The sequence below is a fragment of the Acidovorax sp. genome, assembly GCF_034519795.1.
Taxonomy (GTDB): domain Bacteria; phylum Pseudomonadota; class Gammaproteobacteria; order Burkholderiales; family Burkholderiaceae_C; genus Acidovorax.
In genome coordinates this window covers 62,465-74,501 of the sequence record NZ_JAXHOB010000016.1, presented here as the reverse complement: position 1 = coordinate 74,501, position 12,037 = coordinate 62,465, and the positions used below count along the sequence as shown (strand labels likewise).

The 12,037-nt window shown below is 67.8% G+C and carries 12 protein-coding genes; 5 read left to right on the top strand and 7 right to left on the bottom strand.

Features of this window, described 5'->3' with window-relative positions:
• The 5 genes from U5N23_RS20850 to U5N23_RS20830 all read left to right on the top strand — a co-directional run.
• A partial coding sequence (locus tag U5N23_RS20850) for an acyl-CoA dehydrogenase family protein (RefSeq protein ID WP_322594653.1) occupies nucleotides 1-763 on the top strand: 763 nt, incomplete at its 5' end.
• A 14-nt stretch (nucleotides 764-777) separates the two neighbouring features.
• Entirely contained in the window at nucleotides 778-1,596 is an 819-nt protein-coding gene (locus tag U5N23_RS20845; RefSeq protein ID WP_322594652.1) for an enoyl-CoA hydratase/isomerase family protein, read from the top strand.
• Nucleotides 1,593-3,575, top strand: coding sequence for a biotin carboxylase N-terminal domain-containing protein (locus U5N23_RS20840; RefSeq protein ID WP_322594651.1), 1,983 nt, complete (start codon nucleotides 1,593-1,595; stop codon nucleotides 3,573-3,575). Before U5N23_RS20845 ends, U5N23_RS20840 begins: the two co-directional genes overlap by 4 nt.
• Nucleotides 3,576-3,579: 4 nt before the next feature.
• Nucleotides 3,580-4,746 (top strand): acyl-CoA dehydrogenase family protein, encoded by a 1,167-nt coding sequence (locus U5N23_RS20835; protein ID WP_322594650.1) that lies wholly within the window; start codon nucleotides 3,580-3,582, stop codon nucleotides 4,744-4,746.
• A 12-nt stretch (nucleotides 4,747-4,758) separates the two neighbouring features.
• A complete protein-coding gene (locus U5N23_RS20830) occupies nucleotides 4,759-5,649 on the top strand; it encodes a 3-keto-5-aminohexanoate cleavage protein (protein ID WP_322594649.1) in 891 nt (296 codons plus the stop codon).
• Between the two features lie 57 nt (nucleotides 5,650-5,706).
• On the opposite strand, the gene U5N23_RS20825 is transcribed toward U5N23_RS20830, so the two are convergent.
• The 7 genes from U5N23_RS20825 to rodA all read right to left on the bottom strand — a co-directional run bounded on the left by U5N23_RS20825 (nucleotide 5,707) and on the right by rodA (nucleotide 12,028).
• Nucleotides 5,707-6,270 (bottom strand): hypothetical protein, encoded by a 564-nt coding sequence (locus U5N23_RS20825; protein WP_322594648.1) that lies wholly within the window; start codon nucleotides 6,268-6,270, stop codon nucleotides 5,707-5,709.
• Nucleotides 6,271-6,309: 39 nt separating this feature from the next.
• On the bottom strand, nucleotides 6,310-6,621 hold the full coding sequence (locus U5N23_RS20820; protein WP_322594647.1) for a hypothetical protein: 312 nt from the start codon (nucleotides 6,619-6,621) through the stop codon (nucleotides 6,310-6,312).
• A gap of 101 nt (nucleotides 6,622-6,722) precedes the next feature.
• Nucleotides 6,723-7,844 carry a 3-deoxy-7-phosphoheptulonate synthase gene (locus U5N23_RS20815; RefSeq protein WP_322594646.1) on the bottom strand — a complete coding sequence of 374 codons (1,122 nt, stop codon included), beginning with the start codon at nucleotides 7,842-7,844 and terminating at the stop codon, nucleotides 6,723-6,725.
• A 304-nt stretch (nucleotides 7,845-8,148) separates the two neighbouring features.
• Entirely contained in the window at nucleotides 8,149-8,685 is a 537-nt protein-coding gene (locus tag U5N23_RS20810; RefSeq protein WP_322594645.1) for a hypothetical protein, read from the bottom strand.
• 166 nt (nucleotides 8,686-8,851) lie between these two features.
• The gene (tldD, locus tag U5N23_RS20805) at nucleotides 8,852-10,336 is read right to left on the bottom strand and encodes a metalloprotease TldD (RefSeq protein WP_322594644.1); all 1,485 of its coding nucleotides are present in this window, start codon (nucleotides 10,334-10,336) and stop codon (nucleotides 8,852-8,854) included.
• 67 nt (nucleotides 10,337-10,403) lie between these two features.
• Entirely contained in the window at nucleotides 10,404-10,739 is a 336-nt protein-coding gene (locus U5N23_RS20800) for a YegP family protein (RefSeq protein WP_007854175.1), read from the bottom strand.
• A 107-nt stretch (nucleotides 10,740-10,846) separates the two neighbouring features.
• Complete coding sequence (gene rodA / locus U5N23_RS20795; protein ID WP_322594643.1) at nucleotides 10,847-12,028, bottom strand: rod shape-determining protein RodA; 1,182 nt, start codon at nucleotides 12,026-12,028, stop codon at nucleotides 10,847-10,849.
• Between the last annotated feature and the right edge of the window lie 9 nt (nucleotides 12,029-12,037).

The following is a 12,037-nucleotide window of genomic DNA, read 5'->3' as shown; positions in this document are numbered from 1 at the left end:
GGCGCGCAAGGATGGCGACGACTACGTGATCAGCGGCCAGAAGATGTGGATCACCAACAGCCTGCAGGCCGACTGGATGTGCATGCTGGTCAACACCGGCGAAGGCCCCGTGCACCGCAACAAGAGCCTGGTGATGGTGCCCCTGCGCGACGGCCCCGGCGGCCAGCTCACCAAGGGCGTAGAGGTGGCGCAGAAGATCCGCAAGATCGGCATGCACAGCAGCGACACGGGCCTGCTCTACTTCGACGAGGTGCGCGTGCCACAGCGCTACCGCATTGGCGCCGAAGGCCAGGGCTTCATCTACCAGATGCAGCAGTTCCAGGAAGAGCGGCTGTGGTGCGCTTCGAGCACGCTGGAGGCACTGAACAACTGCATTGGCTGGACGATAGAGTGGGCGCAGGAGCGCAAGCTCTTTGGCGGTGCGCTGGCCGACCAGCAGTGGGTGCAGTTCAAGCTGGCCGAGCTCAAGACCGAGGTCGAGGCGCTGCGCGCGCTGACCTACCGCGCCTGCGAACTCTACGTGGGCGGGCAAGACGTGCTGGAACTGGCCTCCATGGCCAAGCTCAAGGCTGGCCGCCTGAACCGCGAGGTGCCCGACACCTGCCTGCAGTTCTGGGGCGGCATGGGCTTCACCCTGGAGAACAAGGTCTCGCGCATGTTCCGCGACGGGCGCCTGGCTTCCATCGGCGGCGGGGCCGACGAGGTGATGCTGGGCATCCTGGCCAAGACCATGGGCATTGCCAAACGGCCTGCCGCCCACTGATTACAGGCCTGCGCATGCACGATACCCTGCTGATCGACCGCGCGCCGCTGGGTGCCGACCTGTTCTGCGAGACCTGGACCCTCAACGACCCGGCCAGCCGCAATGCGCTGACCGATGCCATGGTGGACGCCCTGCTCGGCGCCTGCACGCGCGCCCAGAGCGATGGCGCGCTGCGTGGTGTGGTGTTGCGCGGCGCGGGTGGGCACTTCTGCGCGGGCGGCAGCCTGGGCGGCTTTGCCAAGGCCATCGGCCAGCCGCTCGATGCGGGCGTGCCCGACCCGCTGGTGCCGCTGAATCGCCGCTTCGGCGCATTGCTGCAGGCGCTGTGCGGCCTGCCCCAGTGGCTGGTGGTTGCGGCGGAAGGCGCGGCCATGGGCGGCGGCCTGGGCCTGGCCTGCTGCGGCGACCTGGTGCTGGCCGATGCCGACGCCCAGTTCGGCGCACCCGAGGTCACGCTGGGGCTGGTGCCCGCGCAGATTGCGCCGTTCGTGGTGCGGCGGCTTGGGCCTGCGGCGGCCCGGCGCTGGCTGCTGTCGGGTGCGCGCTGGGATTCAGTGGCCGCGCAACAGGCCGGCCTGGTGGACGAAGTAGTGGTCGACGGCGCGATGGACGAAGCCGTGCAGGCAACCATCCAGCGCTTGGCGGCTACTGCACCCCAGGCGATTGCCGCCACCAAACACCTGCTGCTGCAGGTGCAAAGCGCCCTGCCGCTGCCCGCCCTGCTCGACGATGCCGCCCACCTGTTTGCCCGCGCCTTGCGCGGACCGGAGGCGCCGCAGGGCCTTGCCGCCTTCACGGCCCGCAAGGCACCGCCCTGGAGCGCTGTGGCATGAAAAAAATACTCATTGCCAATCGCGGAGAGATCGCCAGGCGCCTCCTGCACACCGCACACGCCATGGGCATCTCCACCGTGGCCGTGTACTCCGACCCCGATGCCCTGGCCCTGCACGTGCGCGAGGCCACCCAGGCCGTGGCACTGGGCGGCAGCGCCAGTGCCGACAGCTACCTGCGCATCGACAAGCTGCTGGCGGCAGCACGCGCCACGGGTGCCGATGCGGTGCACCCGGGCTATGGCTTTCTGAGCGAGAACGCCGAGTTTGCGCAGGCCGTGGTGGATGCTGGCCTTACCTGGATCGGCCCGCCGCCCGCAGCCATCCGCGCACTGGGCAGCAAGGCCGGCGCCAAGGCGCTGGCCCAGGCCCAGGGCGTGCCCTGCCTGCCGGGCTATGCGGGCAGCGACCAAAGCGAGGAGCGCTTTGTGGCCGAAGCGGCACGCATCGGCTTTCCGCTGATGGTGAAGGCCGTGGCCGGCGGCGGCGGGCGCGGCATGCGGCTGGTGGCCGATGCATCGCATTTGACCGCCGCATTGGTCAGTGCCCGCTCCGAAGCGCTGGCGGGCTTTGGCAATGGCGACCTGCTGATCGAACGCGCCCTGCTCAGCCCGCGGCATGTGGAAGTGCAGGTGTTTGCCGATGCGCACGGCCACTGCATCCACCTGGGCGAGCGCGATTGCTCGGTGCAACGGCGCCACCAGAAGCTCATCGAGGAATCGCCGAGCCCGGCGGTGGACGCTGCGTTGCGCGAGCGCATGGGCGCCTGCGCCGTGGCGCTGGCCCAGGCGGCCGGGTACGTGGGTGCCGGCACCGTGGAGTTCCTGCTCGATGAAGAGAACCCTGGTCAGCCCGGCAATTTCTACCTGATGGAGATGAACACCCGCCTGCAGGTGGAGCATCCGGTGACCGAAGCACTCACCGGGCTGGATCTGGTGGAGTGGCAGATCCGCGTGGCACGCGGCGAGCCCCTGCCCCTTAGGCAGGACCAGGTGGCCTTGCAGGGCCATGCCATCGAAGTGCGGCTGTGCGCGGAAGACGCCCACTTCACGCCACACACCGGGCGCGTGCTGCACTTCGCCGCGCCGTCGGCCACCTCTTTCGAACGTGCGCTCCTGGGCGGGTTGCGCTTTGACCATGCGCTGGAGGAAGGTACCGAGGTCACGCCCCACTACGACGCCATGCTGGGCAAGCTCATCGTGCATGCGGCCACGCGCGGCGACGCCATCGATGCGCTGGTGCGCGCGCTGACCGGCACCACACTGCTCGGCCTGCCGAGCAACCGCGCTTTTCTGGCGGCCTGCCTGGGCCATCCACAGTTCCGCGCAGGCCAGGCGCGCGTGCCCTTTCTCGCGCACGAGGGCGATGCACTGCGCGCCACACTGCGCCAACAAGAACAGGCCGCCCTGCTGCCCAGCGCCATGGCGGCCTTGTTCCCACCCTGCGCCAGCACCCTGCCCTGCAGCTTTGCGCGCCCCATGCGGCTGCGCCACCAGGGCGAGTTGCTGCCGATGGCCGTGCGTGAAATGGGCCGAGGGCACCTGCACGTGGAGCAGAGGGATGCAGGGAAGCCCACCACCCTTCAGATGACCCCCTTGCCCGATGGCCGGGTGCAATGCGCCCTCGATGGTGTGGCGCACACGGTGCGCACGGCAGCGGTCGGGCCGCTGCGCTGGCATTGGCAAGCCGGCGGCGTGGATGGCTGGGTGGAAGACGCCTCGTGGGAGCCAGCCGCACGAGCCGGCACGGCCGGCGGTGCCAACGAGCTGCGCGCCCCCTTCAACGGGCGCGTGGTGGCAGTGCCCGTGTCTGCCGGCGAGGCCTTGCAGGCGGGCGCCACGGTGGTGGTGCTCGAATCCATGAAGCTGGAGCACAGCCTGGCCTGCCCTGCCGCCGCCACCGTGGCCGAGCTGCTGGTGGCACCGGGCCAGCAGGTGGCGCCAGGCCAGGTGCTGGCGCGCTTTGCACCACAGGAGGCTTGAGACCATGCTTGCCCCAACGGATGATGAGCTGCGCGCGGACCGTGCCGCGCTGACCGACACGGTCACGCGCTTTGCCCGTACCGAGATCGCCCCGCATGTGGACGCCTGGGACGCGGCGGGTGAATTCCCACGCACACTGTACCGCCGCGCGGGAGACCTGGGCCTGCTGGGCCTGGGCTACCCCGAGCAGTACGGCGGCACGCCTGCCAGCTACGCGCTGCGCCTGCCGCTGTGGCAGGCCCTGTGCCGCTACGGCACCAGCGGCGGTGTGCTGGCCAGCCTGCTGTCGCACAACATTGGATTGCCCCCCGTGTTGGCGCATGGCAGCTATGCGGTGCGCAACGAGGTGATCCCGCCCGTGCTGGCGGGCGAGCGGATTGCGGCCCTGGCTATCACCGAACCCGGCGGCGGATCCGACGTGGCGCAGCTGGCGACCACCGCGCGGCGCGAGGGCGACGAGTATGTGATCAACGGCGAGAAGGTGTTCATCACCTCGGGCATGCGCGCCGACTGGATCACCGTGGCCGTGCGCACGGGCGAGGCTGGCAGCCGGGGCAGTGGCGGCCTGTCGATGTTGCTGGTGCCCGGCGACAGTGCGGGCCTGTCGCGCAGCGCACTGGCCAAGATGGGCTGGCTGTGCTCGGACACGGCGCACCTGCGCTTTGACAACGTGCGCGTTCCCGCTCGCTACCTGCTGGGGGCCGAGGGCGATGGCTTCCGGATCATCATGGGCAACTTCAATGCCGAGCGCTTTGGCTTGGCCGCATCGGCCCTGGGCTTTGCCGAGGCCTGCTACGACGAGGCTTTGGCCTGGGCGCGCCAGCGCAAGACCTTTGGCGCACCGCTGGTGGCGCACCAGGTGATACGCCACAAGCTGGTGGACATGCAGATGCGCATCCACTCGACCGCCGCCTGGCTCGAATCGGTGGCCGCGCAGGCCGATGCAGGCCACACGGGCGCCGAGTGGGTGGCCCAGGTCTGCCTGCTCAAGAACCACGCCACGCAGACCATGCAGTTCTGCGCCGACCAAGCCGTGCAGATTTTGGGTGGCATGGGCTACATGCGCGGCACCGTGAGCGAACGCATCTACCGCGAGGTCAAGGTCATGATGATCGGCGGCGGTGCCGAGGAAATCATGAAGGACCTGGCGGCCAAGCAATTAGGCATTTGAGGAGCACGCCCCATGAACAACCACAACGACAAAGCCATCATCACCTGCGCCATCACCGGCGTGCTGACCGACCCCACGCAGCACCATGTGCCCGTGACGCCCGAACAACTGGCGCGCGAAGCCCGCCGCGCCGTGGATGCCGGCGCCGCCGTGGTGCATGTGCACTTTCGCCAGCAAGAGGCGGGCAAGGGCCACCTGCCCTCGTGGGACCCTGAGGTGGCGCGCGACTGCGTGCAGGCCATGCGCGAGGAATGCCCGGGCCTCATCATCAACCAGACCACCGGCGTGGTGGGCCCGCACTACCAGGGACCGCTGGACTGCCTGCGCGCCACCCGGCCCGAGATGGCGGCCTGCAATGCCGGCTCGCTCAACTACCTCAAGGTGCGCAGCAACGGCACCTGGGCCTGGCCACCCATGCTGTTCGACAACCAGCCGGCCAAGGTGAAAGACTTCATCGATGTGATGCTGGAGACAGGCACCCTGCCCGAGTTCGAATGCTTCGACGTGGGCATCGTGCGCTGCGTGGAGATGTATGTGCAGACCGGCATGTACACCGAGCGCCTGCCCGAATACAACTTCGTGATGGGGGTCGAGTCGGGCATGCCGGCCGACCCGGACCTGCTGCCCATTTTGCTCAAACTCAAGATCAAGGATGCACCGTGGCAGGCCACCGTGATCGGCCGCCAGGAGATCTGGCCCGTGCACCAGCGCGTGGCCGAGCTGGGCGGCCACCTGCGCACGGGGCTGGAGGACACGTTCTATTTGCCCGATGGCGGCAAGGCCACCTCGAACGGGCCGCTGATCGAGCAACTGGCCCAGGTGGCGCGCCGTGCGGGGCGCAGCGTGGCGTCGCCGCAGGAGGCGCGGGAGCTGCTGGGCTTGCAACCGGTCGCCGGGGCTTGACGAGGGCGGGCTGTGCACGCCCCTTCGCCCGCGTCCCGGCAGCGATGTGCCAGCCTCTCAGACCAGCAAAGCCCCGGCGTCATCGCTCACGCCCACCAATTGCACCATGGCAGCGTCGTCAATTTGCGGGTGTTCCGCCGCCGAACTCCAGGCTGCAGCGCCTGCAGGGGCGCCCTTGGGCGAAGGGACGCCGTTGGCCGAGTTGGTCGAGTACATGTACGACTCTGCGATTTCCTTGGCCCATGCAGCGGCAGGGGCGTTGTAGACGGCCAGGTCGCCGGTGGCGTTTTCCAGGCCGAGCAAAAGGTGGCCCAGTTGCACGGCGACGATGCCCACGTTCTCCTTGCCCACGGCGTCGAGGTACGAGACCAGCGCGCCTTGCAGGCCAATGTCGTTCCCCATCCCCATGTTGGTCACGATCTTCAACGCCAGGGCCCCCGACGACAGGTGCTGGTAGTTGGCGCCGAACTGGAAGGCATAGTCCTGCCAGCTTTGCGGAGTGAAACCGGCGGCCATCTTCTGCTGGTAGAAAACCGTGCTCGAAGGCGACTGGTCGTTGAACGCACGGTTCAGAATGCTGACTTCGAGTTCGGCAGAGAGGACAACGGCCGCGGATATCACAAAACTCCTGGGTTTTTATTTAATAAAACGTAAGTACGACTAAAAGGTCACTGCCATGGCCGGGACATCCACCCGCACCACGGGCCGGGCGAGGGCCGCACTGGCGGCGCGCGCAAAGTCGCGCGACCACTGCACATCGCCCATCAGCGGGCTGCCGGCGGCCTGCGCCACGGTGAGCACCTTGTCGGCCAGCAGCACCTTGCCGCTGGCACGCAGGGGTTCGCAATCGAGGCTGGTGAACTGGTCGTCCAGCCAACGGCGCCCTTCCTCATGGGTCATGGGCTGGGCGTTCGCAAGGTCGAAGCGGAATTCCTGGTTGGCCGCCAGGCGGACGGAGACTTCGCTGTGCATGGGGTGCCTTTCTTGTAAGCGCAGGGGTGGAAGGCCCCGCCGCTTCCCAAGGTCAGCAGACAGGGCCCTCAATGGCCAGAAGCTTACACGCAGGCCGGCATTCAGGCAGCGCGGCGTGTTTGCACTGCGGCCGACAGATCCGCCAAGGACTGCAGCGAGTCGTCCCAGCCCAGGCAGGCATCGGTGATGCTCAGGCCATAGGTCAGCGCCGCAGCGTCGTCCATGCCGGGCGTGAACTTCTGCGCGCCGGCCGTGAGGTGGCTTTCGATCATCAGCCCGAAGACGCTGCGCGAGCCGCCGGCGATCTGGCCGGCCACGTCGCGCGCCACGTCCATCTGCTTTTGGTGCTGCTTGCTGCTGTTGGCATGGCTGCAGTCGACCATCAGGGTGGCGGGCAGCTTGGCGGCTTCGAGGTCCTTGCAGGCCGCGGCCACGCTCTCGGCGTCGTAGTTCGGGGCCTTGCCGCCGCGCAGGATGACGTGGCAGTCCTTGTTGCCGTTGGTGTTGACGATGGCGACCTGGCCATTCTTGTGCACCGACAGGAAGTGGTGGCCGCGGCTGGCCGACTGGATGGCGTCGGTGGCGATGCGGATGTTGCCGTCGGTGCCGTTCTTGAAGCCAATGGGCGCCGACAGGCCCGAGGCCAGTTCGCGGTGCACCTGGCTTTCGGTGGTGCGCGCGCCGATGGCGCCCCAGGAGATCAGGTCACCGATGTACTGGGGCGAGATCACGTCCAGGAACTCGCTGCCCGCGGGCATGCCCAGGCGGTTGATGTCGATCAGCAACTGGCGCGCGATGCGCAGGCCCTCGTCGATGCGGTAGCTCTCATCGAGGTAGGGGTCGTTGATCAGGCCCTTCCAGCCCACGGTGGTGCGGGGCTTCTCGAAGTACACGCGCATCACGATCTCCAGCGTGTCCTTGTACTGCTCGCGCGCCACCTTGAGGCGGCGCGCGTACTCGAGCGCGGCGGCCGGGTCATGGATGGAGCAGGGCCCGATGATGACCAAGAGGCGGTCGTCCTCGCCGGCCATGATGTTCTGGATGTTCTTGCGGGTCTGGGTGATCAGCGTCTCCACCGGCGTGCCGCTGATGGGGAAAAAGCGGATCAGGTGCTCTGGAGGAGGCAACACGGTGATGTCCTTGATACGTTCGTCGTCGGTCTGGCTGGTTTTCTCGACGCTGCGGTACCAGGCATCGCTGGTGGGGTTGGCGTGGGCCGTCATGTTGTCTTCCTCGTGGGCTGGATGGATGGATGAAATGGGGAGGGCAGAAAAACAAAAACCGCCGGGCTTTGCAGCGTCGGCGGTTGGTATGGTGAGGTTGTGTGTGCTTGCGCGTTCGCCTCTCATCCGCCGGGGACTGAGATAAAAAACCAAAAATAAAACGCGCTGCGAACTTGCATGGGAATCAATGTAGCACAGTCTTGCCGCAATGCAACAACCCCGGTGCGTTGCGAAGATGCAACGTCACAGCGGCTTGCGGGGCGATGCGGCGGGTGAAACCGGTGCCGAAACGCGCGCCCGGAGTTCAGCTTCTCCAGCGCCGCAGCCAGGCGGCTGCGCGCTGCAGGGCCGAGCGCGGTGGCGGCGGCTCGCTGGGCAGCTCGCTCACCGGCTCGCTCTGGTGCTCGTACATGTCCACCAGCAGCAGGGCCTCGCCCAGCGTGCGCCAGGCGAGCAATTCGAACTGGTCGAAACAGGCACTTTCGCGGGTGTTGCGCTGCTCCAGCGCCTGCTGCCAGGCGGTGATGGCATTGCGCAGCTCGCGCAGGGCCCGCTGGTAGGCGCCGAACTCGTAGAGCGCGTGCCAGGCCGAGCCCAGGCCGGTGAGGAACAGCTGGTGCTCGCGCGCGCAATGCGACAGCGCCACCACCCGGCGCGTGATGGCCGCCGTATCGGTGCTGGTGCGGCGCGTGCGCACCGCCTCGTCGATGTGGTTGGACAGGCCGCTCAGGCTGTCGCGCAGCTGGCGCGAATCCTCGTCGGCCACGCTCTCGCGCAGAAACCGGCTGATGTCGCCAAACGACTGGAGGGTGTGCTGCAGACTGGGGCGCGTGGCAGGCATGGCGAGATTGTGCGCCGCCCTGGCCCTGCGCGGCTCAGTGCAAGCCCCAGGCACGCCATTTGGCGGGCGAAGACCGGCCAATTGCGGGCAATGGGCGGTGCCGATGGCGTGGCCGCGCAACACCGCATGCCCTGATCGGAGCTGCCGCCCCTGGCGGCAGCTCCGATCAGGCTGTGCCGCCGACCGTCAGGCCTTCGATGCGCAGCGTGGGCTGGCCCACGCCCACGGGCACGCTCTGGCCCTCCTTGCCGCAGGTGCCCACGCCGCTATCGAGGCGCATGTCATTGCCGATCATGGTCACCTTCTTGAGCGACTCGGGGCCGCTGCCGATGATGGTCGCACCCTTGACGGGGTACTGGATCTTGCCGTTCTCGACCCAGTAGGCCTCGCTGGCCGAAAACACGAACTTGCCCGAGGTGATGTCCACCTGTCCGCCACCGAAGTTGGAGGCGTACAACCCCTTCTTGATGCTGGCGATGACTTCGGCCGGCTCCTTGTCGCCGCCCAGCATGTAGGTGTTGGTCATGCGTGGCATGGGGATGTGGGCATAGCTCTCGCGCCGGCCGTTGCCAGTGGGCGCCACGCCCATCAGGCGCGCGTTCATCGAATCCTGGATGTAGCCCTTCAGGATGCCGTCCTCGATCAGCACGTTGCGCTGGCTGGCATTGCCCTCGTCGTCCACGTTGAGGGAACCGCGGCGGTCGGCGATGGTGCCGTCGTCCAGCACCGTGACGCCCTTGGCCGCCACGCGCTGGCCGATCCGGCCGCTGAAGGCGGAGGAGCCCTTGCGGTTGAAGTCGCCCTCGAGTCCGTGGCCGATGGCCTCGTGCAGCAGGATGCCGGGCCAGCCCGACCCCAGCACCACCGTCATCTCGCCTGCGGGCGCGGGGCGCGATTCGAGGTTGACCAGGGCCGCGTTCACGGCCTCGTCCACATACTGGCCCATCTGCTCGTCGTCGAAATAGGCCAGGCCGAAGCGGCCACCGCCGCCGGCCGAGCCCATTTCGCGGCGGCCGTTCTGCTCGGCGATCACCGTGACCGACAGGCGCACCAGAGGGCGCACGTCGGCGGCCAGAGTGCCGTCGGCACGCGCCACCAGCACCACGTCGTACTCGCTGGCCAGACCGGCCATGACCTGGGCCACGCGCGGGTCCTTGGCGCGGGCGCGCTTTTCCAGGCGCTCGAGCAGGGCCACCTTGGCCGTGCTGTCCAGCGTGGCGATCGGGTCCACGCCCGGGTACAGGCTGCGGCTGGTGGCGATCTTCTGCGCCGCCACCTTGACCCGGCCGGCCTGCGACGCCGCACCGATGGTGCGCACGGTGCGCGCGGCATCGAGCAGCGAGGCCTCGGAAATGTCGTCGGAGTAGGCGAACGCCGTCTTCTCGCCGCTCACGGCACGCACGCCGACGCCCTGGTCGATGCTGAAGGAGCCGGTCTTGACGATGCCCTCCTCTAGGCTCCAGCCCTCGCTGCGCGTGTACTGGAAGTACAGGTCCGCATCGTCCACCTGGTGGGTGCGGATCTCGGCCAGCGCCCGGGCCAGGTGGCTTTCATCCAGGCCGAAGGGTGCCAGAAGCAGTTGCCGGGCAACGTCGATGCGCTGGGTGGTGGACGCACGCTGTGGCGCGGCGGTAGAGGAGCTGAAGGTCATGCAGGCATTTTAGGCGCGCGGGCAGGCCCCGTGCGGCGCAGGGGCACCCACGCCCCCGCAGGCGGGGTCAGGCGCTCTGGTCGTCGGCCACGGCGTCGGGCGCGTGGGCCTTGACCGATTCGATCCCCGCCTCGCGCGCCTTCTCGCCCGAGTAGCGCTGGCTCTGGCCAATCACCTGGCCGTTGCCCGCCTTGAGGGTGAAGTAGGGCGAGCCGTCCTTGGCGCACAGGCGGCCATAGCGGCCGTCGTCGGCCGCGTTCTTGCGCACCGACTCGATGCCGTTCAAGGCACTGGCCCGGGATTCGTACAACTCGCTCGTGAGGATCACCTGGCCGTTGGAAGCCAGCAAGTTGAAGACGAACTTGTCGTTCCTGGACTTCTTGAGCTCGAACTTGGACGCCATGAGAGCACCTCCGTGGGATTGTCGAAACACAGGCTGGACGCCAGTTGTAACCCCAAGCGCCCGCCCTGGCAATGGCGCCAACCCCTCGCCCGGCCCCATCCACCCGTTCAGGCGGCCTGCATCGCAGGCGGAGCGTCCTTGGGGTCCGTGCGCTGCGAGCGCGCCACCGACATCAGAATCCCCAGGGCCAGCCCGAGGGTGACCATGGCCGTGCCGCCATAGCTGACGAAGGGCAGCGGCACCCCCACCACCGGCAGGATGCCGCTGACCATGCCCATGTTCACGAAGGAATAGGTGAAGAAGATCATGGACACGGCGCCGGCCATCAGGCGCCCGAACAGGCTCGTGGCCCCCATGGCAATGGCCAGCCCGCGCCAGACCAGGAGCAGGAAGCAGGTGATCAGGAACAGGTTGCCCGCCAGGCCGAACTCCTCGGAAAACGCCGCGAAGATGAAGTCGGTGGTGCGCTCGGGAATGAACTCCAGGTGGGTCTGGGTGCCGGCCATGAAGCCCTTGCCGAACATCCCGCCCGAGCCGATGGCGATCATGCCCTGGATGATGTGAAAACCCTTGCCCAGGGGGTCGCGCGTGGGGTCGAGCAGCGTGCAGATGCGCTGCTGCTGGTAGTCGTGCAGCACGGGCCAGCGCACCCCGTCGGCGCACCACGGATCGCCCATGACCACCAGAATGGCGATGCCGATGCCGCCGATCACAACCGGCGGCAGCACGAGCTTCCAGGGCAGGCCGGCGAAGAAAATCACCGACAGCCCCGCCGCCAGCACCAGCAGCGAGGTACCCAGGTCGGGCTGCTTCATGATCAGCCCCACGGGAATCGCCAGCAGCAGCCCGGCCGCAGCGAAATCGAGCGGGCGCAGGGTGCCCTCGCGCTTCTGGAACCACCAGGCCAGCATCAGCGGCATGGCGATCTTGAGGATTTCGCTGGGCTGGATGACGATGCCCAGGTTCACCCAGCGCTGCGCGCCCTTCTTGGTGATGCCGAACAGGGCCACCGCCACCAGCAGCGCCACCCCGGCGGCATACAGCGGTACGGCAAACACCATGATCTTCTGGGGCGGCACCTGGGCCACCACGAACAGGATGGCACAGGCGATGAGCATGTTGCGCCCATGGTCCATGAAGCGCGTGCCATGGTCGTAGCCCGAGGAGTACATGGCCAGCAGGCCCGCACCCGCCAGCAGCAGGATGATCAGCACCAGCGGCAGATCGAAACCACGGAACAGGGGAATGAAGCGCTGGGCAAAGGAGGGCTTGTCAAAAACGGCGGCCATTTCCCGATT